The following is a 22,541-nucleotide window of genomic DNA, read 5'->3' on the forward strand; positions in this document are numbered from 1 at the left end:
GTGCCCCCGTTGGGGGAATGTCCGAAGGACAAGGGGGGAGCCGTCTCCGGCGAGGAATGCTCCCGCCGTAGAGTGAGGAGTGAGGAGTTGTAGGGGACGTTTATAATAATTCCTAATTCCTTCTACCTCCACACTCTCAATACACTTCCCCTACTCCGATCTCCTCCTCCTTCGCGATATCCTCGATACAGCTGTAGGTCACGTGCAGGATATAACTGCCGTCCTTGTACTCGAGGCTTGAATCGCGGGCTTCTACCGTACATTCAAGCAGTGAAAAAGCCTCATATAAAACAGCTTGTCGTTCTAATAATTCTTTTGCAGAATTTTCATCCAAGGTGATCTCCTCAGGCTCTATCGCAGAGATCCGCTCTGTGACCCTGCCGATCGGCAGCTGTACGCCGAGAGGCGACGGCGCTTCTTCCATCTCTCGCGGGAGCGTGTACGGAGAATCCACCCCGCTGATATTGCAGGGAACCGACAGACCGAAAAGGCGAACGCTGCAGCGCTCGGCGGTCTCTCCCGTCGGTTTCATCAGCGTCAGATGATCGGGAACGGTAAAATCCGCTTCATGTGTAGTTCGGGCGTTGACCTTTGCCGAAGCGTGTACGAGCCGAGAACCGCCGTCCGCGTTCTCCATCACGCCGCTGACGAGAAGCTGACCGCGCACGACCGCCGATCCCTCCCGCACCGTGACGGCGCCCTCCCCCGCCTCGACCGACATAATCAGTCCGTCGCGGCGGGCTTTGACGTTACAGGGCGTAACAACGTCGCCAACCTCGGGCGGGATCGCCTTCTCCTTGACCTCGACCGAGGCATACGAGCCGCTGAGGTTGACCGCCATCCATCCGATCCCGCTGTTCTCGATCATGACGGAATCGGCAAGGCTGACAGCGTTAACGGACGGCTTGAACGCGCCGACATACAGCCCCTTATCGCGCAGAATATCACGCATTTGCGATTCGCTGTAGGTATCAAGCCCCGTAATATCCACACTCCAGACAAAGAGCGACATTACGAATACCGTCAGCACAAAAGCGCAGACGCCGAGGACGATCCCCGCTCTGCTTCGGTATCGTGAGGCGAGCTGAGGCAGTCCGCGCTTGCTGTTTACCTTCAGGCATACGCCCGCGCCGCGCGCCAAGGGGCGGATATCACGGTAATCGGCACGATACATAGAGGCACAGACGTCTTTTCCGCGTCTTTCGACGTCCCATAATCTGACGTCGCGGCGAGCGGTGACGTTTAAAAACCGCTCGGGATACTTTCCGCTGACGGTGAATCGTACATAGCCGCGCATATAGCGCAAAAATCTTAACAGCATTTGCTTACACCGTAAAAGTCAGGCTCGTGATGAAGCCGTCGATGATCAGCGCCGACTCCGAGATACAGCGCAGGTTCAGCTCGCGACCCTCGGCGGAGAGGATCATGCCCGACGTATTGATGCGGATGCACGCCGGAGAGTATTCCAGCACCCCGCGACTGCCCTCGATCAGCATCTCACGGTTGCCGCTGAGCTCGATACAGGGCAGATTCGCAATCGGCAGATCGGAGCGGCGGGATTTCTTTTCATCAGTTTTCTTTTTCACATTATCACCCATATATTTTATGACCGACCTCGCATATATATTATTTGGTGATGATATGAAACGAAAAAAATTATTCTGTATCAGAAAAATATTGCAATTATTATTTGCTGTACTTGCGATCATTATCTGTCTGAGGTACGGCACGGAATGTTCGCGCGGGATCCTTAACGGCATCCTTTTCTGTATTGAAATACTGGTACCGTCGCTGTTCCTTTTGATGACGATAGCGGCGTATCTGGTCAAGAGCGGGATCGCGGAAACGGTCGCAAAACCGCTGAACGGCATATCCAAAGCGCTGTTCCGACTGCCCTATCCGTCGCTCGCGGTCATTTTGCTCGCGCTGGTCGGGGGCTATCCCGTAGGCGCGAGGTGTGCCGCGATGATGACGGAGCGTGGGATGTTAAGTGAGAAGCAGGCGCAAAAAACCGCGATGATCGCCGTCTGCGCGGGTCCGGGGTTCCTCGTCAACTTCATCGGACGGGCGCTGCTGGGCTCTCCCGAAGCGGGAATACTGCTCTTGATCGCAGAAGTACTCGCGACGATCTTCACGGGGATGATCATCGGCAGAGCGGTGAAAAGCGAGATCACGCCGCCGAAGAGAACCGCGCCGCACGAGAACACTCACCTGCTGACCGCCTCGGTCGCCGACGCCTCGCGCTCGACCTTCCATATGTGCGCGATGGTAGTGCTGTGCTCGGCGATGATCGAGGTACTGACGGCGGTTTCCCCCGACAGAGGACTGACAGCGATCCTCTCGGCGGTGCTGGAGATTACCTCGGGCTGTGCGGTACTGTGCGGACAGTATCCGCTCGCGCTGATCGCGTTCTTCATCGGCTTCGGCGGTATCTCGGTGCATTTACAGATCTTTGCCGCGGCGGACTCGCTTAAACTGAACGTATGGCTATTTTTCTTATACAGAATTATCCAGGGTATAATCGCGTCTGCCGCTGCATATACTCTATTGTTGATTTTCCCGATCGAGGTCAGGGTGTTCAACAGCGCCGAGCTGCCGCTGACGGTCGCAAAATCCGCTACGCTGATCGGCTCGTCGGCGCTGGTGATCTGCTCTATGCTGTTCTCGGCGTCGGTAACAAAGCTGTCAAAGCGAGACAGCTGACGAATGACAGGTTGAGGTTGCCACAGCTCCAACGGGGCTTTGGTATGACAAATTTCTATGGAGGTATATTATGTGCGGAATCGCGGGCTGGCTCGATAAAGAGCTAAACTTATACGAAGAGAATGAAAGGCTTGATGAAATGTCGCGGTGTCTTGAGCGGCGGGGTCCCGACGAGCACGGCGCGTACATTCGCCGTCACGCGGCACTTCTGCACCGAAGGCTGAGCGTCATCGACCCGCGGCGCGGTCAGCAGCCGATGTCGACCCTGTACGAGGGCGAGAAGTACACCATCGTATATAACGGCGAGCTGTATAATACAGATGAATTAAGAGATGAGCTGAAAGCGGCAGGCTTCGGCTTCGGCACGCGATCCGACACGGAAGTACTGCTCAAAGCTTACTGCTATTACAAGGAAAAATGCGCCGAAAAGCTCAATGGTATCTTTGCGTTCGCCGTATATGAGGAAACGGCTCATCGTCTGTTCCTCTGCCGTGACCGCGTAGGTGTAAAGCCGTTGTTTTATCACAGCTATCCGAACGGGCTGGTGTTCGGCTCGGAGATCAAAGCGATCCTGCACAGCGGCAGGGTCAAGCCGACCGTTACCGAAGAGGGCTTATATGAGCTGTTCTTCCTCGGCCCCGCAAGGACAGCGGGAAACGGTATCTTTAAGGACATCAGCGAGCTGCTCCCGGGTGAATACGCGATATATGAGAACGATAAGCTGCACAAGACCCGCTACTTCTCGCTTACCGCTCATCCGCATGAGGATAACGAGCAAAAGACCGTTGAACATGTCCGCTATCTGCTGACTGACGCGATCGAGCGCCAGCTGGTCACCGACGTGCCGATGTGCTTCTTTCTCTCCGGAGGACTTGACTCCAGCATCATCTGTCAGACAGCTGCAAATTTCCGTAAAAGAAATAATCAGCCTCCGATCGACACCTATTCCGTCGAATACGCGGATAACCGCCGCTATTTTCAGAAGAGCCTGTTCCAGCCGAACGCCGACTACGACTTCATCGATATGATGGTAGAGAGCTGCGGCGCTCATCATCACGAGGTCATCCTCGATAACGGCGATCTGTTCCATGCCCTCTACCCCTCCGTCAAGGCGCGCGATCTGCCGGGGTATGTCGACATCGACTCGTCGCTGCTCTTGTTCTGCAAGGAGATCAAGCGCGGGTTTACCGTCGCTCTTTCGGGCGAGTGTGCCGACGAGCTGTGGGGCGGTTATCCGTGGTATCATAACCGCGAGATACTCTTCGAGGACTGCTTCCCGTGGTCGCGAAACCAGGCGATCCGCAGGCAGGTGCTGAAAGCGGGTATCCTCCCGCACGGTGAGGAATACGTCAGAGAGCGTTACCTCGACACCATCCGTGCCGTTGACAGCCTGAAAGAGGACAGCGCGGTCGACAAGAGGATGCGCGAGATGTTCGCGCTGAACTACTACTGGTTCATGCAGTGTCTGTTGGAGCGCAAGGATCGCTGTTCGATGTACTCGGGGCTGGAGGTCAGGGTGCCGTTCTGCGACTACCGCCTGATCGACTACGCCTACAACATGCCGTGGGAGCTCAAGGCGTACGGCGGCAGAGAGAAGGGGATCATCCGCAAGGCGTTCGAGGATATTTTGCCGCGCGACATCGTCTACCGCAAGAAAAGCCCCTATCCCAAGACCCACAACCCCGTCTACATGGAGCTGTGTAAAAAGCACATGGAGGAGATACTCGCCGACAGCTCCCGAAGGATCAATACGCTGCTCGATCCCGTGGGTATCCGACAGATCATGGAGCACCCCGACGAGCTGTCCGATCCGTGGTACGGTCAGCTGATGAAAGCGCCGCAGATACTCGCCTACCTGATCGAGCTCGATTACTGGCTCGAGAGCTATGATGTGGAGATGGAGATATAACTATCTACAGAATAATCGCACTGTTTTCATCAGTCGAGATCGCCGCGTCGCTTATTCTTTTCACGATTTCGCAGATTTGTCATAGAATGTTAATAGATTGGACATTTTTTATCCATTCGCCCTTCATAAATCTCTGTTAAGATAAAAGCACAGAAACAAAAATGCTGTCATCCTCCGGCGCAGACTCCTGTCACCTGTCACTGACACTGCTAACGATGATGATGTTGAACAGAAAGGATGTGGCAGAATGAAAGGCGAAAACTATCGCGAGATGAGCGCGTATTTCTCACAGACCAGAACGCGCAGTAATACCATCAAGGCGCTCCATGACGTTCTGCCGCTGGTCATGTATATCTTCTACCCCGTTCAGCTGATCGCGCTCGGGGTGAACGAAGGCTTTAACAGCGAGCATTTTCTCAGATTCATGCTCGTGCCGCTGGGTACGCTGATCCTCGTAACGGTGCTCAGGGCGATCATCAATGCGAAACGCCCCTACGAAGTATATGACTACGATCCCGCCGTCAACAAAGCAACCAAGGGACACAGTTTTCCCTCGCGACATACGGTTTGCGCCTTCATCATCGCGATGGCGTTCCTGTATATCAACGTAAAGATCGGTATCATCATGCTGGCGCTCGCGGCTGCGATCGGCGTGACCAGAGTACTGTCGGGCGTTCACTTCATCCGTGACGTCATCGGCGGCGCCGTGATCGGGATCGGGATCGGCGTATTGGCATTCTTTATCTTCTGATAATTCCATTTCTCTCCTTAAATGATATATGTTTTTGCAAAAAAAGCGTGGGCTTCCGTCGGAGGCTCACGCTTTTTTTACTTGGATTATTCTGTATATTCCGATCAAATACGTCCATACTGGTTTTATGAAAATACGTGAACTGATGAACGAGAACTTAGTCGAAGTCGGCGCGGAGCTGTACACTAAGGATGAAGCGCTGGACAGGCTGATCGAGCTGCAGCAGCATGACGGCGATATCCGCGACGCGCTGACCCTCAGCCGCGAGGTACGCGAACGGGAGCAGAAAGGCAGCAGCGCGCTGTCTTTCCGGGTAGCCGTACCCGAGGTATGTCATAAGGGAGCTCAGAAAACCTCTGTCAGCGCCGTTACCGTCCGAAAAGGTGTAGATTACGGAGCGCCGGACAAACGACCGGTCAGGCTGATCTTCCTGATCGCCGGTAAGGACGGCTCGGATGAATATCTCGAAGCAAAACGCCGCCTGACCTACATGCTGTCGGATATGCGGTTCACCTCCATGCTGTGTGCCGCAAAGAGTAACCGCGAATTTCTGAGATTGATCGAGGAAAAGGAGAAAAAGATAAAGAACTAAGAAATAAGAAATAAGAAGTTACGGAAAGCCTGACGGCTTTTTTCGAAGAACGGAGAATGGTGAATGGTGAATGGTGAATGGTGACGGGAAAGCCTGACGGCTTTCGGATCGATATAACAACTTCTAAAGTGAAACATCTGCGGCTCTGTATAGGGTCGCAGACGTTTTTATTCTATCATATTATACAAATCAGGTGCGGACAGCGTCCGCCCTTCACCGTTCTCTGTTCTCTGTTCTCTGTTCTCTGTTCTCCGTTCTCTGTTCTCCGTTAACCGGGCTTATATTTCCAACTGATACAGCTTTTTAGCGTTTTCACTGAGGATCATGCGGCGTTCATCATCGGTAAGGTCGAGGTCAAAGAACATATTCACCTCGTCCCTCGGGTGCCACATGGGATAATCCGTACCGAACAGCACCTTTTCGGCACCGTAGCGGCGGATGATCTCGGCGGTCTTGTCGAGCGGTACCCACGCCATCGTGGACGAGCAGTCAACATAGAGATTCGGCGTGCCCGCAAGCTCCAGACTCGCCTCGTCCCACAGCGACCAGCCGCCCATGTGGGCGCCGATGATCGTCAGGTTGGTATAGGTCTCGAGGATCGGAACCAGTCGGTTCGTATTCGAGAAATCATAGCGTTTATCGCCGGTGTGCATCAGGATCGGGAGTCCGTATTCCTCACACAGCTCGTAGATCTTTAAACAGCGGTAGTCGTCGATCTTGAAGCGCTGGATATCGGGATGGAGCTTAACGCCCTTCAGCCCGAGCGCGATCAGGTGCTCGACGTCGGCGCGCTGATCCTCGCTGTCGGGATGGAGCGTACCCAGTCCCGTCAGCCTGCCGTCGGCGGCTTTGACGGTCTCGGCGATGAAGCTGTTAATGGAATTGACCTGCTTCGGGGTGGTCGCGACCGACTGCACCAGCGAATGGTCGATGCCGACCTCTGTGTTGATCTCCAACAGACTCCCCGCAGTCCCGTCGCACTTGGCGACCGTACCGTAGAAGGTATCCGTACCGGCGACCGCCTTGGCGGCGATCTTCTCGGGATAGATATGGCAGTGGGAGTCGATGATCTGAAACCCTTCTCTCATTATGCCGTCACCACGCTGTTCGCCTTCTGCAGTCCGAGCTTCTCGACCGCGTCCTCACGCATCTTGTACTTGAGGATCTTGCCGGCGGCGTTCATCGGGAAGCTGTCGACAAAGTCGATATAACGCGGCACCTTATGGCGCGCCATACTCGCGGCGATATAGTCCTTCATCTCCTGTTCGGTCATGGTCTCGCCCTCCTTGAGGATGATGCACGCCATGATCTCTTCACCGTAGTTCTCATCGGGAACGCCGATGACCTGTACGTCGGAGACCTTGGGATTGGTATAGATGAACTCCTCGATCTCCTTGGGATAGATATTCTCACCGCCGCGGATGATCATGTCCTTGAGTCTGCCGGTGATCTTGTAGTAGCCGTCCTCGGTCTTGCAGGCGAGGTCGCCGGTATGGAGCCAGCCGTCCTTGTCGATGGCTTCGGCGGTCTCCTTGGGCATTTTATAATAGCCCTTCATGATATTATAGCCGCGTGCGAGGAATTCGCCGTTGACGTTCGGCGGGCACTCCTCTCCTGTCTCGGGATCGACGATCTTGCACTCGATCTCGGGCAGCTCCTTACCGACGGTATTGACGCGCACCTCGATAGAGTCCTCGGTGGAGCTCATGGTACAGCCGGGAGACGCCTCGGTCTGACCGTAGACGATGGTGATCTCAGTCATGTGCATCTTGTCAACGACTTCGCGCATCTTGTCGATCGGACAGGGAGAGCCCGCCATGATACCGGTACGCATATAGGAGAAGTCGGTGTTCGGAAAATCGGGATGCTCCAAAAGGGAGATGAACATCGTCGGAACGCCGTGGAAGGCGGTGATATGCTCGTTATTGATACAGGCAAGCGCGGGCTTCGGGCTGAAATACGGCAGCGGCAGAACGGTCGCGCCGTGGGTCATGGAGGCGGTCATTGCCAGAACCATGCCGAAGCAGTGGAACATCGGAACCTGGATCATCATGCGATCCTCGGTGGAGAGATCCATACGGTCGCCGATATTCTTGCCGTTGTTGACGATATTATAATGGGTCAGCATGACGCCCTTGGGGAAGCCGGTGGTACCGGAGGTGTACTGCATGTTGCAGACGTCGTCCTTATCCACGGCGGCAGCCATACGGTAGACCTCGCTCTTCGGGGTCTTGGTGGCGTATTCCAGCGCCTTTTCCCATGTCAGGCAGCCCTTCTGCTCAAAGCCGACGGTGATGACATTTCTGAGGAACGGCAGGCGCTTCGCGTGGAGCTGTTCGCCCTCTTTGACGTTCTCGAGCTCGGGACACAGGCGGGCGATGATATCGCCGTACTTGGTATCCTTCGCGCCCTCGGTGATGACCAGCGTATGGGTATCGCTCTGCTTCAAGAGATATTCCGCCTCATGGATCTTATAGGCGGTGTTGACGGTGACAAGGACCGCGCCGAGCTTGACGGTCGCCCAGAAAGCGATGTACCACTGGGGAACGTTGGACGCCCAGACAGCGACGTGAGATCCCGCCTTGACGCCCAGGGCAATCAGCACGCGGGCAAACTCGTCAACGTCGTCACGGAACTCGCTGTAGGTGCGGGTATAGTCGAGAGAGGTATATTTGAACGCGAGCTGGTCGGGGAACTCCTCCACCATGCGGTCTAGCACATCGGAGAAGGTGCAGTCGATCAGGGTCTCCTTCTTCCAGACAAATTTGCCGGTATGGCGGTTGTTCCAGTACAGCGCGCTTTCGTTCTTGGAGGTATCGGAGAACTGCTTCATGAAGCTGATAAACTGGGCGAAGATGATATCCATATCGTCCAGCTCCGGGCACCAGCGGGGATCCCACACCAGCGAGATGAAGCCGTCGTAGTTGACGGAGCGCAACGCCTTCATGGATTCTGCGATCGGCAGATCGCCCTCGCCGACCAGGCGGTACTCGATCCCGTCAGCAGTCTTGACCGCGTCGTTGAGGTGGACGTGGCGGACATACGCGCCGAGGTTCGAGATGATCTTCGCGGGGCTTTCGCCGACCGTAAAGTAAGCGGCGGACATATTCCACAGCGCCGCGACATAGTCGGAAGCGAAGTATTCGAGCGTATCGCGCAGAAGCGCCGTATCGGCATACATGCCGCGGGTCTCGATCAAGAGAGAGATCTTCTCGCGCTGCGCTTCATCAAGAACCTTATCGATCAGGTTCTTGACGTTCTCGACAGCCTTCTCGGTATTATCGTGATGCTCTGCACGCAGACGGATGTTCGGGATACGCAGGTTCGACGCAATCTGCATACAACGCTCGATCTCGGCGATCGCTGCGTCGGTCTGCTCCTCGTCGGCAATATCGTTGATCACGTCGATACAAGGCAGGCTCAGCCCTCTGTCATACAGCATACGCAGGGTCGCCGCGGCGGAATACTCGTGGAATACGCCGTTCTTCTCGGAAAAAGCGGCGTTATTGATATTATGAGGCTCGATGCCCTCGAACTTGAAATACTCGGCGGCTGTACAAAATTCTTCAAAAGAAATATCATGCCAGCCCTTAGTGGAAAAGGAAAACTTCATCGGTAATCACATACCTTTCAATAAATGTTAAGCCTAATGAAAACTGAATATCGGTTTATCTCACGGAAAAGAACCGGGGCTCTTAATCCTCCTCGTAAACGATCTTGTTAACGGCGTTGACGTAGGCGCGGATAGAAGCGCCGATGATATCGGTCGAGAGACCGGTGCCGGAATAGATCCTTCCGCCGACGCGCAGGCGTACCAGCGCGTTGCCCATCGCTTCCTTCTCCTGTGTAACGGTCTGGATAGAGAAATCATCCAGTTCAAAACGGCGACCGATGATCTGCTCGATCGCGTGGAAGGCGGCGTCGATCGGGCCGTCGCCGATCGCGATACCCTGTACCGTTCTGCCCTCTCGCTGTAAGGAGATCTGCGCGGAGGAAGAAATGCGATTGCCGCTGTTGATGACATAATTCTCGAGGATGTAGGTCTGGGGAACCTGCAGAGCGGCGGAGGCGACGATCGCGTCGAGCTCCTTGATGCCGACGTTCTTCTTGCGTGCGATACGGCGGAATTCCTCATAAACGCGCTTAACGTCTTCATCGGAGAGATCATAGCCGATCTTCTCGATACTCTCGCGGACGGTATCGATGGTGTCGTTGAGCTCGAGCACCACGCCGTCGTCGATGATCTCGCGGGTAACGGTATTCTGCGCCTTGCCGCTGATGATCCACTCGATCTGGTCGATGGTACGGTGCAGCTCGGTAGCGCGGATATTGGCGGTAATATCGTAGTTCTCACGGATATCCTTGATCAGGGCGCCGAACTCGCGCAGGGGCGTCGCCTCACCGCCGATGGAGGTCTTGACGCAGGCGGCGCCGTTCTTGACCGCGAGGATCGCGGCGGCGGTAGCGACACCGTTCTTGTTATTGCACTGGACGCCGACAGGCACTTCGACCCCGTCGGAGATTCTCTTAACAAAGGCAGCGAAGTCGTCGGGCAGCAGAACTGCCGCGTCATCGCAAAGGGTGATCTTGTCAGCACCGGCGTCAACAGCGGTCTGAACCGCTTCGCGAAGGAAGGCTTCCTCGGCGCGGGTCGCGTCGACGGCAACGAACTCAACGTCGCTGCATACTGTCTTCGACTTATCGACCATCGCGCGGACATAATCACACATCTTATTCTGCTTCTTGTGAAGCGTGTACTCCATAATGGAGGAGGTCATGGGCAGCTCGACGCGAATACGCGGATGAGCGGTATTGCCGAGCGCCTCGGCGGCACGGTCGATCGCCGCTGCTCCGGAGGTTACCGCGACGGAGATCACGCTGTTCTTGACGAAGGACGCCGCTGTACGTACCAGAAGGGTATCCGCGCGCGCGGTGCCGATCTCGGGCAGCTCTACAGCGTCGACGCCCAGCCGCTCGAGCTTGCGGGCGATCTCCAGCTTCTGTTTAAAGGATAAGGTTGACTTTGAGTCCGATAAGGTCGTGTCTGCAATCTTGATCTGGTTCATATTGTTTCCTCTTTTCAATTATATGTCCGGGGATGCGACGAGATAAATATCACATACAGTACATCAAAAAATCCCCGAGGTCAATGACCTCAGGGACGAAGTTACTTCGCGGTACCACCCTGCTTACCGTGTACTACGGTCGCTCAAAGGCTCTGACAAGCCCTCTGCCATGATAACGGGACAATCCGGAAACGCTTACTGATATATTTGCATATTCGGCGTTTCTGCTCCGAAATGAGACTCGCTTCTGCTGTCCTGCTGTCTCGCACCGACCGACAGCTCTCTGAAAAGACGTGATGTAAAAGCGATAATTTCATCTACGCATTTAGGTGTTATTCAACATTGAGTAATATAACACAATGTCAAATGTTTGTCAAGCGCTTTAATGCGTGAAAATCCCGTTTTGGTTTATATACCAACACAGCAGTTTACAGGGATAAAAAAACTGGTGTTTTTGACAAACACATTTTGTTGAGATCGCCGCGTCTTGACCCGATCATTATGTCATCCCTCTATCAGTTTAAAGCTTTGCGCTTTAAGCTAAAAAACGGCAGGGTCTCCCCTGCCGCTTTATCAGTCGATTATTCAGATCAAACCTCAACGGTCCAGCCGAACTTATCCTCGATCTCGCCCCACTGGATACCGGTCACGGTATCATAGAGGTGCTGGGACAGCTCGCCGATCTCATTATTGTTGACGATGTACTTATGATCCTTGTAGCACAGCTCGCCGATCGGAGAGATAACAGCCGCGGTACCGCAGCCCCATGCCTCCGCGAGAGTGCCGTCGGTCATCGCCTGAGAGAGCTCATCAACGGACAGCAGACGCTCGGAAACGGTGATACCCTCGCTTGCGAGCAGCTCGATGCAGGACTTGCGGGTGATACCGGGTAGGATGGAACCGGTCAGCTTAGGCGTAACGATCTCGTCGCCGATCTTGAACATAACGTTCATCGCGCCGACTTCCTCGATATACTTACGCTCTACGCCGTCGAGCCACAGAACCTGGCTGTAGCCCTGCTGCTCGGCACGCTCGCCGGCACGGTTGGAGGCAGCGTAGTTACCGCCGCACTTCGCGTAGCCTGTACCGCCGCGAACCGCACGGACGTCCTGATCCTCGATCATGATCTTGACGGGGTTCAGACCCTCCTTGTAGTAGGAGCCGACGGGAGAAGCGATGATGATGAACTCAGCGTTGTGAACAGCGTGAACGCCAAGGCTCTCGTCGTTGCCGTACATGAAAGGACGCAGATAGAGCGAGGTGCCCTTATCGGCGGGAGTCCAATCCTGCTCTAAGCGGACGAACTCGACCAGCGCCTGCATGAAGTCCTCCTCGGGCATCTGAGGCAGGCAGAGACGCTCTGCGGAATTGTTCATACGGCGGATGTTCTCGATCGGGCGGAACATCTGGACCTTACCGTCCTTGCGGCGATATGCCTTTAAGCCCTCGAAGATCTCGGAGCCGTAATGCAGAACGGTGGACGCGGGATGGATGGAGAGGCGCTCGAACGGTACGATGCGGGGATTGTACCAGCCCTTCTCGCTGTTCCAGCTCCAGCGGAACATGTGATCGGTGAAAATCTTGCCGAAGCCGAGGGTTGAGGTATCAGCGGGCTTTTCCTTCGGATTCGGGTTTAAGGTAACTTTGATATCCATAATAATTTCCTCCTTAAATATACTTGATGCGCTATTCGCATAAAGCTGTCGGTCATAAAGCATAGCTTAGTGATTCAAGAAGCTTATGACTGCGGCAGGATCCTATCGTATGGTGTATTAAAAGTCTGCGCCCATTTGGATCGCCTTGTAGTTGACGTCCTTCATGTTGGCGCGCTTTGCGGGGATGACCTTATCGAGAGCAGCCTTGATGCCTTCCTCGGTATAGTCGCCGGTCTCCTTTAAGAGCTTACCGACGATGATCATGTTGGCGAGGTTGCCGAGCTGTTCATCGGAAGCCATCTTGGTAGCGGGGATATAGAAAACCTTGACGTCGTCGCGCTCGACCTTGCGCTCGATCAGGGTGGAATCCGCGAAGATCATGCCGCCGGGGACAACCTTGCTCTCGAAGCGATCGAGAGAGGGCAGGTTCATCGCGACGAGGATATCGGGGTTGCTGACGATCGGAGAGCCGACCGGGGTATCGGAGACGATGACAGAGCAGGAGGCGGTACCGCCGCGCATCTCGGGACCGTAGGACGGGAGCCACGAGACCTGCTTCTCTTCGATCAGACCCTTATAAGCAATAAACTTACCGGCGAAGAGGATACCCTGACCGCCGAAGCCGGAGAATAACATATTTTTAGCGCTCATTACTCTGCCTCCTTCTGTTCAGCGGAACGATCCTTGTAAACGCCCAGCGGATAATAGGGCAGCATATCGCTCTCGATCCACTCCAGCGCCTGCTTGGGGGTCATGCCCCAGTTGGTCGGGCAGGAGGAAACGACCTCGACAAGAGAGAAGCCCTTGCCGTCGATCTGGTTCTGGAACGCCTTCTTGATCGCCTTCTTGGCATTTCGGATGTTCTTGACGTTATTGACGGTAACGCGCTCGAGATACTCGGGGCCGACCAGCTCACTGAGCATTTCACATACCTTGATCGGATAGCCGCACGCCTTAGGATCTCTGCCGTAGGGAGAGGTCTGGGTGACCTGACCCACCAGAGAGGTAGGCGCCATCTGACCGCCGGTCATGCCGTAGATCGCGTTGTTGATGAAGATAACGGTGATGTTCTCGTTACGGGCAGCCGCGTGAACGGTCTCAGCCATACCGATAGATGCAAGGTCGCCGTCGCCCTGATAGGTGAAGACGATGTTGTTCTCGGGATCGGCGCGCTTAACGCCGGTAGCGACAGCCGGAGCACGGCCGTGAGCCGCCTCGATCATATCACAGTTGAAGTAGTTATATGCCATAACGGAGCAGCCAACGGGAGCGATACCGATGGTGTTGCCCTCGATGCCCAGCTCGTCGATGACCTCGGCGACCAGACGGTGAACGATACCGTGGGTGCAGCCGGGGCAGTAATGCAGCGGCACGTCGATCAATGCGTGCGGTTTTTCAAATACAGCCATTACGCAATACCTCCGTTGATTTCTTTGATAGCGTTCAGCACCTGCTCCGGGTCGGGGATCATACCGCCGGCACGGTTGCACAGGGTAACCGGACACTTAGACTCGATCGCGAGCTGTACGTCCTCGATCATCTGACCCATGTTCAGCTCTACGGACAGGAACGCCTTCGCGTGCTCTGCCGCTTTCTTGAAGGGAGCCTTCGGGAACGGCCAGAGGGTGATCGGACGGATCAGACCGACCTTGATGCCCAGCTTACGGGCTTCATCGACAGCGTTCTTCGATACACGCGCCGCGATACCGAACGCGGCGATCACGATGTCGGCGTCATCGACCATATACTCCTCATACATGGTCTCATTCTCTTCGACGACCTTATAGCGGTCATAACGCTTGAAGTTCAGCTCCTCCAGCTCCTCGGGAACCAGAGAGAGGGAGTTGACGATATTATGCTCACGCGCCATCTTGGTACCGGTGGTAGCCCAGGGCTTCTCGGGAGCAGGCTTGACCTCGAGGTCGTCGATGGATACGGGCTCCATCATCTGACCCATCGTACCGTCGGCGAGAATCATCGCGGTCATGCGGTAGGTGTCGGCGAGCTCAAAGCCCTTGACGGTCAGCTCAGCCATCTCCTGAACGGACGCGGGAGCGAGAACGATCATGTGATAGTCGCCGTGGCCGCCGCCGCGGGTGGACTGGAAGTAGTCGGACTGGGAGGGCTGGATACCGCCGAGACCGGGGCCTCCGCGCTGAACGTTAACGATCAGGGCGGGCAGGTCTGAGCCTGCTAAATAGGATAAGCCCTCGCCCTTCAGGGATACACCCGGAGAAGAAGAGGAAGTCATGACGCGCTTACCGGCGCTGGCTACGCCGTAAACCATATTGATCGCGGCGATCTCGGATTCCGCCTGCAGGAAGGTACCGCCGATCTTCGGCATGACCTTAGCCATATAAGCGGCGATCTCAGTCTGAGGTGTGATCGGATAGCCGAAGTAATGCATGCAGCCGGCCTTGATGGCAGCAGCGGCGATCGCTTCGTTACCCTTCATCAAAATCTTATCTGCCATATCGTTTCATCACCTTTCTACCTTAATAATGCAGTCGGGGCACATCATATAGCAGGAAGCGCAGCCGATACACTGACTCATATCGGTACACTCTACGGGATGATGACCCTTCTTGTTGATTTTGTCTGTGGCAAGGCGCAGGATACCCTTGGGGCAAGCGTCTACGCACAGCGAACAACCCTTACAGTTGTCGGTCTTGAAAGTTAGTTTTGCCATATACATTTTCCCTTCTTCAAAGATTGAATTGATATATCAATTTCGCCTGAGCTTATACCGGTTTTGCCTGCAGCTTCAAGCGGAATAACGGGCTGATCTTATCCTTGAGCTCATCGTAAAGCCTGTCCTCAACGGTGGTCAGTACCAAGGGTAATCCCGAGAGACGGGATACCTCCCCGGCATACGCCGCGGACTTTAACACATCGTCGGCGGAGGTCTCGAAAGCTAAATTGGAATTGTTGATGATCCCTGTAAAAGGGATACCGCACGCCCACTCGATCTCGCGCATGACCTCAATGGTCGACGGCGCGTCGGGAGTCAGCGGACGGAATTTGTTGACGACCATGAGCATCTCGTAGTCATCCTCGTTGCGAATGGCATCGCGGAGCCTGCCCAAGGCGTAGGCGCCGCGGTCATCACCGCCGATATCGAGGATAACGCTGAGGCTCTTATCATCGGTGATCGAATACAGGTCGGCGGGCATAGACGGCAGATCGACGTTTGAGGACGCGAAGTCCGAGCAGATCAGGCGGATGCCGTGCTCTTTGAACTCCGCTTCACTGTCCTTGGAGCGGAAATACGGGTTGACGATATCGAGGTCGGCGACGGCAACGTTGTCGCGCTGAGCGGCAAGGTCAAGCGCCATATTCACGGCGATATTCGTCTTACCCGAGCCGTAATGACCGCATAGAATCGTAAGTCGTTTGTAGGTCATAAATACCTCTTTTCAGATAATAGATAACGAATAGCAGTGTAAATCTTATCAAAACAGGAATCCAAAACGCGAAGCGTTTCCCACCACCGTTCTCCGTTCACCGTTCACCGTTCTCCGACTTAAAGCAGGTTCCTCTGGATCTTGCCGCTGGTGGTCTTGGGGAGGGAATCACGGAAGACGACGATACGCGGGTACTTATACGGCGCGGTATGGGTCTTGACGTAATCCTGGATCTCCTTCTTCAGCTCGTCGGTACCCTCGGTACCCTTGACGAGTACGATGGATGCCTTGACGACCTGACCGCGAACGGGATCGGGCGCTGCGGAAACGCCGCATTCGAGTACATACGGCAGCTCCATGATGACGGACTCGATCTCGAACGGTCCGATACGATAGCCGGAGGACTTGATGACGTCATCGGCACGGCCGACATACCAGAAGAAGCCGTCCTCATCACGCCACGCGAGATCGCCGGTGTGATAGTAGCCGTTGCGCCAATTTTTACGGGTCGCGTCGACGTCGTTGTAGTAGTACAGCGCCAGACCGCAGGGCAATCCCTTGGAGATATCGATGACGATCTCGCCGGGCTCGCCGTCGGGAACGTCGTTGCCGTTCTTGTCGATCAGGTGGATATCATAAATCGGAGAGGGCTTGCCCATCGAGCCGATCTTATGGGGCGCGCCGATCATGTTGCAGATGATGACAGCGGTCTCCGTCTGACCGAAGCCCTCCATGATCTGTAAGCCGGTGAGCTTCTCGAACTGGTTGTAAACCTCGGGGTTGAGCGCCTCGCCCGCGGTGGTCATGCGCTTGACGGAGGAGAAATCGTACTTAGAGATATCCTCCTTGATCATCATACGCAGCATGGTGGGCGGCGCGCAGAAGGTGGTGATCTTGTATTTTGCGAACATCGGGAGGATGTCGTCGGCATGGAAACGGTCGAAGTCATAAACGAACATCGGCGCTTCACACAGCCACTGGCCGTAGAGCTTACCCCACGCCGCCTTCGCCCAGCCGGTATCGGAGATAGTGAAGTGCAGGCCGTCGGGATCGACGTTGTGCCAGAATTTTGCGGTCATGAAGTGACCGAGCGCGAGCTTGTAGCTGTGGGCGGCGATCTTCGGATAGCCCGAGGTGCCTGAGGTAAAGTACATCAGCATCGGCGCGTCGCCGCAGGGGGTGTGCTCGTTGCGCTCGAAGTGGGACGAGAAGAGCTTGTACTCCTCATCGAAGTTTCTCCAGCCCTCACGAACGCCGTTGACCATGATGCGCTTGATCTGGGGATAGCTCTCCATCGCGCGCTCGACCTCCTCGGCGGAATAGCCGTCGCCGGTACAGAGGATCGCGGAGACGCCCGCCGCCTTGAAGCGGTATTCGAGGTCATGCGCCTGCAGCTGGTTGGTCGCGGGGATCGCGATCGCGCCGAGCTTATGCAGACCGATGATCGCGAACCAGAACTGGTAATGGCGCTTGAGGATCAGCATAACGCGGTCGCCCTTGCGGATGCCTAAGCTCTTGAAGTAGTTCGCGCACTGACAGGATGCGTGGCGTATATCGGTAAAGGTAAAGCGTCGCTCGGTCTTGTCCTTATCGACATGGATCATCGCGAGCTTATCGGGATCTTTATAGGAGATCGCGTCGATCACATCGTAGCCGAAGTTGAACTGATCGGCGTTCTTGAACTCGACGCGGGTCGGAGTACCGTTCTCATTGACGACGAAGTCGACGAATTTCTTCCAGACGCGCTCCTTGGTATCGATGGTCTCGACCTTCTTGGCGGCGATCGCCTTGGTCTGGGTCAGCTCGGGGATCGGCTCGCCCTTCGGGTTGAGGACGATGGCGTAGAAGATACAATCCTGTTCGCCGACAGCCATCTCACCGTGAGGGGTGTTGGAATCGAAGTAGATCGTATCGCCGGGGCCTAAGATCTCTTTATGATCGCCGACCTGTACCATCAGCTGACCTTCGACGACGATGTCGATCTCCTGACCGTCGTGGGTCGTCAGCTCCATGGGGCGGTTCTGAGCTTCGGGGTTATATTTGCTTTTGACATACAGCGGCTCGGCGATACGGTTCTGGAAGGCGTAGGCGAGGTTGTAATAGGTCATGCCGTGCGCCTGGCTCACCTTCTGCCCTGCTCCGCGGCGGGTCACGGCGTAGGATTTCAGGTTCGGGGAGATACCCTCGATGATCTCGGTGACGTTGACGTTCAGCGCCTGGGCGCAGCGGTAGATGAACGCGAAGTTCAGATCCTGCTTGCCCGATTCACAGGTAAGGTACTCTTCCTCGCTGACGTCGGTGAACGCCGCCATCTCGGCAACGGTCTTGCCCTCGAGTTCACGAAGCTCGCGGATACGCGACGCCATCTCCAGAATTTTCGTATCAAGTGCTGTTGAGTTGTAATCCATAACATACCTCTTTTCCGGACAGGTGCGGCAAATAAAAAGCACCCATCCCAAAGTCATCACTTTGAGACGAGTGCGAAACACCCGCGGTACCACTCAAATTGCAGGCTGATATCTCAGCTCTGCCGCTCTCAGGGTCTATAACGATTGTCGTTGCAAGGCAGCGATCTCAACCGATATTAACCCCCAGACATTTACGCAGTCATCACGGAGGAGGTCTAATCATCCGACACGGACTTTCTTCTCCCCGGCTCAGAAGCTACAAACACGATAACCGTCACAGGAGCTCGCACCAACCGCTCCTTCTCTGAGTGACGAGAGAACCGCGCCCTCTTCGTCATAGCCTTTCACTCGTCTTATCTTAACACAGTATTATTTATTTGTCAACCACTAATCGGTGAACAATATGAATCATTACAGCTTATTCCGCTGGATCTTGCCGCTGATGGTCTTGGGCAGGCTGTCCTTGAAGACAACGATTCGCGGATACTTATAAGGAGCGGTATGCTTCTTGACGTAGTCCTGGATCTCCTTCTTCAGCGCGTCGGTACCCTCGGTGCCCTTGACGAGGACGACGGACGCCTTGACGACCTGACCGCGCACCTCGTCGGGAGCAGCGGAGACGCCGCACTCAAGTACATACGGCAGCTCCATGATGACGGACTCGATCTCGAACGGTCCGATACGGTAGCCGGAGGACTTGATAACGTCATCAACTCTGCCGACATACCAGAAGTAGCCGTCCTCATCACGCCACGCGGTATCGCCGGTGTGATAAACGCCGTCGTGCCAAGCGTCCTTAGTCGCCTGCTCGTTGCGATAATAGCCCTTGAACAGACCGCAGGGAACGCGCTTATCGGTATGGATAACGATCTCGCCGGGCTCGCCGTCGGGAACGGGATTGCCGTCGGGATCAACGATGTCGATGTCATAGCCGGGGATGGGCTTGCCCATGGAGCCGATCTTCGGGGTCGTACCGAAGAGGTTGCCGATGGTGAGGGTGGTCTCGGTCTGACCGAAGCCCTCCATGATCCTCAGTCCGGTCGCCTTCTTGAATTGGCGGTAGACCTCGGGATTGAGCGCCTCGCCGGCTGTGGTCATGTGGACAATGCTCGACAGATCATACTTGCTGATATCCTCCTTGATCATCATGCGCAGCATGGTAGGCGGCGCACAGAAGGTGGTGATGTGATATTTCGCGAACATCGGAAGGATATCATCGGCATGGAAGCGGTCGAAATCGTATGTAAATACCGCGCCCTCAGAGAGCCACTGACCGTAGAGCTTGCCCCACAGCGCCTTGCCCCAGCCGGTATCGGAGATGGTAAAGTGCAGACCGTCGGGATCGACGCCGTGCCAGTACTTGGCGGTGACGTAGTGACCCAGCGCGTACTTGTAGCTGTGCTCGGCGATCTTCGGATAGCCGGTCGTGCCGGAGGTGAAGAACATGACCATCGTATCGTCGCCGCAGGGGGTATCGACGGTACGGTAGAAGTGGGTCGAATACATCTCAAACTCCGCGTCGAAGTTGCGCCAGCCCTCTCTCTCGCCGCCGACCAGGATCTTTGTGGTCAGAGTCGGAGAGGTCTTCTGCGCCTCGTCGACCGAATCGGCTACGGCGCCGTCGGCGGTCGCAACGATCGCGGACACGCCTGCCGACTGGAAGCGGTACTCGAAATCATGCGCAAGCAGCTGGTTGGTCGCGGGGATCGCGATCGCGCCGAGCTTATGCAGGGCGAGCATCGAGAACCAGAACTGGTAATGGCGCTTGAGGACGAGCATAACGCGGTCGCCCTTCTTGATGCCGAGGCTCTTGAAGTAGTTTGCGGTCTGATTAGAACGGCGCTTCATATCGTTGAAGGTGAAGCGGCGCTCGGTTTTATTCTTGTCGATATGAAGCATAGCGAGCTTCTCGGGGGTATTGTTCGCGATCGCGTCAACACAGTCGAAGGCGAAGTTGAACTTATCCTCGTTCTTGAAGTTGATTGCCTTGAGGCAGCCGTCCTCATCCTCGAGGGTACGGACAAACTGACCGGTGATCGCGGACTTCTGCTTGATATGTGCCTTCATCACGCCGTCGTCGACCTCTTCGGCTTCCTTCTCGCCGGGGAGGATGATAGCGATGAACTTGACGTCCTCGCCGCCGATGGCGATCATACCGTGCGGTGTGGATGAATTATAGTAGATGGAGTCGCCCGCCTGGAGCTCCTCAAAGTTGTTACCGATCTGGATCTTCATTTTGCCGGAGAGGACGAAGTCGAACTCCTGACCGGCGTGCTTGGTCAGATGGATGGGCTTGTTCTGCAAACTCTCGTTGTAATCATACTTGCAGAAGTAAGGCTCGGCGATCTTGTTCTTGAACATGGGCGCCACGTTGACGATGGAGATGCCCTCCTCCTCAGCGGTCTGTCTGCCGCCGCCGCGACGGGTCACGGTATAGCTCTTCAGCCTTGCGGACTCACCCTCTAAGATATCGGTGATACCCAAGCCGAAAGCCAGCGCGCACTTGTGGATGAAGGTGAACGGAAAATCGACGGTACCGTTCTCATACGCGCGGTACTCCTCGACGGTGACCTCGGTCTTTTCCGCCATTTCCTCAACGGTAAAGCCGCTGATCTCACGCATTTCGCGGATTCTTTCCGCGACCTCCATGAGCTTCTCGTTATCTACGACTGACATAATGTGTTCCTCCTTAAAAATGTTAGGATAACAACAATTAATAATCCAGATTCTGTACAGGCAGCAGGGATATTTGTATGCACGTTGAAAGAATATTCGCAGGCAATAAAAAACACCCGTCTCAACATTGAGACGAGTGTGAAAAATCACATCCGCGGTACCACTCAACTTGCAGTATGGGCTACTGCCGCTCTCAGGGTCTGACAACCCCTATGCCTTTACGCAGCAATCACGGGAGGTATCTACTAAGGAATCCTGTTCGGGCCTCCGGCTCGGAAGGGATGGGTACTCAGGTTAACTTTGTCGGCTCACACCAGCCGCCGACTCTCTGAAAAAGCTTAGCCCTGACCGTCTTCGTCACAGCCTTTATCAATTGTCTATGTCAAATTGTAGCACAAACAGGCAAAAAGTCAATACTGTTAAAGTGACGGTATTTATTCCTTGACGCAATTATATTTTAGTAACTTTTCTGTTGCTCAGGAAAAAGTTCAGAACCGCCATCGAAATGATGATGAGGTAGCCGATAATACTCCACATATCCGGCACCTGCTGAAAGACGATCAGGCTCATCAGCGAGGCAAAGATGATCTGGCTGAAATCATAGACCGAGATCTCCTTAGCGGGAGCGTAGGTATAGGCGGCGGTGATACTGAACTGCGCCAGAGCCGCCGAGACTCCCGCACTGAGCAGATAGACCCACTGCAAAGCGGTCATCGGAACATAACCCGCGATCATGATCGGCGTTACGATCAGCGTAGAGCCCGCCGAGAAGAAGAACACGATGAAGGGATTGCTCTCCCCCATCAGCCCGAGCTTACGCACGCAGCCGTAAGCGGCACCCGCCATTACGCCGCCGAGGAATCCCACCAACGCCGGGATGAAAGCGGCGTTCGCAAAGCTGGGCTTGATCACAAACAATGTACCGAACAACGCGCCGCCGAGGATCAGCCATTGATAGACCCGCGGCCGCTCCTTGATGAAGATAAACGAAAACAATACCGCGAAGAACGGCGACATTTTGTTCAGGATAGACGCGTCAGAGAGCACGAGCGTTTCAAGCGCGTAATAGTTGCAGATAACGCCCGCCAATCCGAATAAGGTACGCAGAACAAGAAACGGCAGAGAGCCCTTGACGGTCGGGCGAAAAGGTGCTTTATTCTTAATAAGAATAATAAGTGCAACGATCGCCGCCATCGCGTTGCGGAAAAACACCTTCTGAAAGACAGGCAGCTCCTCACCCGACAGCTTGACAAACATATTCATACAGGCGAAGAAAAACGCCGATAAAACGAGAAATAAGATTCCTTTGGTACGCTGACTCACGATATTCGTCACCAATCATAGTATAGATTAAGGCGCAGCACGATCGATTTGCGC

General features: G+C 55.0%; 18 protein-coding genes and 1 other annotated feature. Of the genes, 4 read left to right on the forward strand and 14 right to left on the reverse strand.

What is annotated here, in order from left to right; translation table 11 throughout:
• Positions 1-136: 136 nt before the first annotated feature.
• A complete protein-coding gene (locus tag R2I50_RS06385) occupies positions 137-1,321 on the reverse strand; it encodes a sporulation protein YqfD (protein WP_316608327.1) in 1,185 nt (394 codons plus the stop codon).
• 4 nt (positions 1,322-1,325) lie between these two features.
• Complete coding sequence (locus tag R2I50_RS06390; protein WP_316608328.1) at positions 1,326-1,586, reverse strand: YabP/YqfC family sporulation protein; 261 nt, start codon at positions 1,584-1,586, stop codon at positions 1,326-1,328.
• Positions 1,587-1,641: 55 nt separating this feature from the next.
• On the opposite strand from R2I50_RS06390, the gene R2I50_RS06395 reads away from it, so the two are divergent.
• The 4 genes from R2I50_RS06395 to R2I50_RS06410 all read left to right on the forward strand — a co-directional run bounded on the left by R2I50_RS06395 (position 1,642) and on the right by R2I50_RS06410 (position 5,955).
• The gene (locus R2I50_RS06395; protein ID WP_316608329.1) at positions 1,642-2,703 is read left to right on the forward strand and encodes a hypothetical protein; all 1,062 of its coding nucleotides are present in this window, start codon (positions 1,642-1,644) and stop codon (positions 2,701-2,703) included.
• Positions 2,704-2,773: 70 nt separating this feature from the next.
• On the forward strand, positions 2,774-4,612 hold the full coding sequence (asnB, locus tag R2I50_RS06400) for an asparagine synthase (glutamine-hydrolyzing) (RefSeq protein ID WP_316608330.1): 1,839 nt from the start codon (positions 2,774-2,776) through the stop codon (positions 4,610-4,612).
• Between the two features lie 247 nt (positions 4,613-4,859).
• The gene (locus R2I50_RS06405; protein WP_316608331.1) at positions 4,860-5,363 is read left to right on the forward strand and encodes a phosphatase PAP2 family protein; all 504 of its coding nucleotides are present in this window, start codon (positions 4,860-4,862) and stop codon (positions 5,361-5,363) included.
• A gap of 127 nt (positions 5,364-5,490) precedes the next feature.
• Positions 5,491-5,955, forward strand: a complete 465-nt coding sequence (locus tag R2I50_RS06410; RefSeq protein ID WP_316608332.1) for a PTS sugar transporter subunit IIA — start codon at positions 5,491-5,493, stop codon at positions 5,953-5,955.
• A 278-nt stretch (positions 5,956-6,233) separates the two neighbouring features.
• On the opposite strand, the gene R2I50_RS06415 is transcribed toward R2I50_RS06410, so the two are convergent.
• The 12 genes from R2I50_RS06415 to R2I50_RS06470 form a co-directional block, all read right to left on the reverse strand.
• Positions 6,234-7,043, reverse strand: coding sequence for an amidohydrolase family protein (locus tag R2I50_RS06415; RefSeq protein ID WP_316608333.1), 810 nt, complete (start codon positions 7,041-7,043; stop codon positions 6,234-6,236).
• Entirely contained in the window at positions 7,043-9,568 is a 2,526-nt protein-coding gene (locus tag R2I50_RS06420) for an AMP-binding protein (RefSeq protein WP_316608334.1), read from the reverse strand. Before R2I50_RS06420 ends, R2I50_RS06415 begins: the two co-directional genes overlap by 1 nt.
• A gap of 82 nt (positions 9,569-9,650) precedes the next feature.
• Positions 9,651-11,021 (reverse strand): alpha-isopropylmalate synthase regulatory domain-containing protein, encoded by a 1,371-nt coding sequence (locus R2I50_RS06425; RefSeq protein WP_316608335.1) that lies wholly within the window; start codon positions 11,019-11,021, stop codon positions 9,651-9,653.
• 88 nt (positions 11,022-11,109) lie between these two features.
• Positions 11,110-11,350, reverse strand: a binding site (T-box leader).
• A gap of 261 nt (positions 11,351-11,611) precedes the next feature.
• Positions 11,612-12,676, reverse strand: coding sequence for a branched-chain amino acid aminotransferase (locus R2I50_RS06430; protein WP_316608336.1), 1,065 nt, complete (start codon positions 12,674-12,676; stop codon positions 11,612-11,614).
• Positions 12,677-12,793: 117 nt separating this feature from the next.
• Positions 12,794-13,327 carry a 2-oxoacid:acceptor oxidoreductase family protein gene (locus tag R2I50_RS06435; RefSeq protein ID WP_316608337.1) on the reverse strand — a complete coding sequence of 178 codons (534 nt, stop codon included), beginning with the start codon at positions 13,325-13,327 and terminating at the stop codon, positions 12,794-12,796.
• Positions 13,327-14,085 (reverse strand): thiamine pyrophosphate-dependent enzyme, encoded by a 759-nt coding sequence (locus R2I50_RS06440; protein WP_316608338.1) that lies wholly within the window; start codon positions 14,083-14,085, stop codon positions 13,327-13,329. The genes R2I50_RS06435 and R2I50_RS06440 overlap by 1 nt, the downstream gene beginning before the upstream one ends.
• Positions 14,085-15,149 carry a 3-methyl-2-oxobutanoate dehydrogenase subunit VorB gene (locus R2I50_RS06445; RefSeq protein WP_316608339.1) on the reverse strand — a complete coding sequence of 355 codons (1,065 nt, stop codon included), beginning with the start codon at positions 15,147-15,149 and terminating at the stop codon, positions 14,085-14,087. Before R2I50_RS06445 ends, R2I50_RS06440 begins: the two co-directional genes overlap by 1 nt.
• 9 nt (positions 15,150-15,158) lie before the next feature.
• A complete protein-coding gene (locus R2I50_RS06450) occupies positions 15,159-15,365 on the reverse strand; it encodes a 4Fe-4S binding protein (RefSeq protein ID WP_316608340.1) in 207 nt (68 codons plus the stop codon).
• Between the two features lie 52 nt (positions 15,366-15,417).
• On the reverse strand, positions 15,418-16,080 hold the full coding sequence (locus R2I50_RS06455) for a hypothetical protein (RefSeq protein WP_316608341.1): 663 nt from the start codon (positions 16,078-16,080) through the stop codon (positions 15,418-15,420).
• Between the two features lie 119 nt (positions 16,081-16,199).
• Positions 16,200-18,488: an AMP-binding protein gene (locus R2I50_RS06460; RefSeq protein ID WP_316608342.1), complete on the reverse strand. Its 2,289-nt coding sequence runs from the start codon at positions 18,486-18,488 to the stop codon at positions 16,200-16,202.
• Between the two features lie 411 nt (positions 18,489-18,899).
• Complete coding sequence (locus R2I50_RS06465; RefSeq protein ID WP_316608343.1) at positions 18,900-21,164, reverse strand: AMP-binding protein; 2,265 nt, start codon at positions 21,162-21,164, stop codon at positions 18,900-18,902.
• A 450-nt stretch (positions 21,165-21,614) separates the two neighbouring features.
• The gene (locus R2I50_RS06470; protein WP_316608344.1) at positions 21,615-22,499 is read right to left on the reverse strand and encodes a DMT family transporter; all 885 of its coding nucleotides are present in this window, start codon (positions 22,497-22,499) and stop codon (positions 21,615-21,617) included.
• Positions 22,500-22,541: the final 42 nt, after the last annotated feature.

Source organism: uncultured Ruminococcus sp., from assembly GCA_902785355.1.
GTDB lineage: Bacteria > Bacillota > Clostridia > Oscillospirales > Acutalibacteraceae > Ruminococcoides.

What these genes read in the sequence shown, in the direction of transcription:
- R2I50_RS06465 (WP_316608343.1), bottom strand. Translation starts at nt 21,164, where the DNA reads ATGTCAGTCGTAGATAACGAGAAGCTCATGGAGGTCGCGGAAAGAATC.
- R2I50_RS06425 (WP_316608335.1), bottom strand. Translation starts at nt 11,021, where the DNA reads ATGAACCAGATCAAGATTGCAGACACGACCTTATCGGACTCAAAGTCA.
- R2I50_RS06385 (WP_316608327.1), bottom strand. Translation starts at nt 1,321, where the DNA reads ATGCTGTTAAGATTTTTGCGCTATATGCGCGGCTATGTACGATTCACC.
- R2I50_RS06435 (WP_316608337.1), bottom strand. Translation starts at nt 13,327, where the DNA reads ATGAGCGCTAAAAATATGTTATTCTCCGGCTTCGGCGGTCAGGGTATC.
- asnB (WP_316608330.1), top strand. Translation starts at nt 2,774, where the DNA reads ATGTGCGGAATCGCGGGCTGGCTCGATAAAGAGCTAAACTTATACGAA.
- R2I50_RS06455 (WP_316608341.1), bottom strand. Translation starts at nt 16,080, where the DNA reads ATGACCTACAAACGACTTACGATTCTATGCGGTCATTACGGCTCGGGT.
- R2I50_RS06430 (WP_316608336.1), bottom strand. Translation starts at nt 12,676, where the DNA reads ATGGATATCAAAGTTACCTTAAACCCGAATCCGAAGGAAAAGCCCGCT.
- R2I50_RS06420 (WP_316608334.1), bottom strand. Translation starts at nt 9,568, where the DNA reads ATGAAGTTTTCCTTTTCCACTAAGGGCTGGCATGATATTTCTTTTGAA.
- R2I50_RS06410 (WP_316608332.1), top strand. Translation starts at nt 5,491, where the DNA reads ATGAAAATACGTGAACTGATGAACGAGAACTTAGTCGAAGTCGGCGCG.
- R2I50_RS06395 (WP_316608329.1), top strand. Translation starts at nt 1,642, where the DNA reads ATGAAACGAAAAAAATTATTCTGTATCAGAAAAATATTGCAATTATTA.
- R2I50_RS06460 (WP_316608342.1), bottom strand. Translation starts at nt 18,488, where the DNA reads ATGGATTACAACTCAACAGCACTTGATACGAAAATTCTGGAGATGGCG.
- R2I50_RS06445 (WP_316608339.1), bottom strand. Translation starts at nt 15,149, where the DNA reads ATGGCAGATAAGATTTTGATGAAGGGTAACGAAGCGATCGCCGCTGCT.
- R2I50_RS06440 (WP_316608338.1), bottom strand. Translation starts at nt 14,085, where the DNA reads ATGGCTGTATTTGAAAAACCGCACGCATTGATCGACGTGCCGCTGCAT.
- R2I50_RS06405 (WP_316608331.1), top strand. Translation starts at nt 4,860, where the DNA reads ATGAAAGGCGAAAACTATCGCGAGATGAGCGCGTATTTCTCACAGACC.
- R2I50_RS06415 (WP_316608333.1), bottom strand. Translation starts at nt 7,043, where the DNA reads ATGAGAGAAGGGTTTCAGATCATCGACTCCCACTGCCATATCTATCCC.
- R2I50_RS06450 (WP_316608340.1), bottom strand. Translation starts at nt 15,365, where the DNA reads ATGGCAAAACTAACTTTCAAGACCGACAACTGTAAGGGTTGTTCGCTG.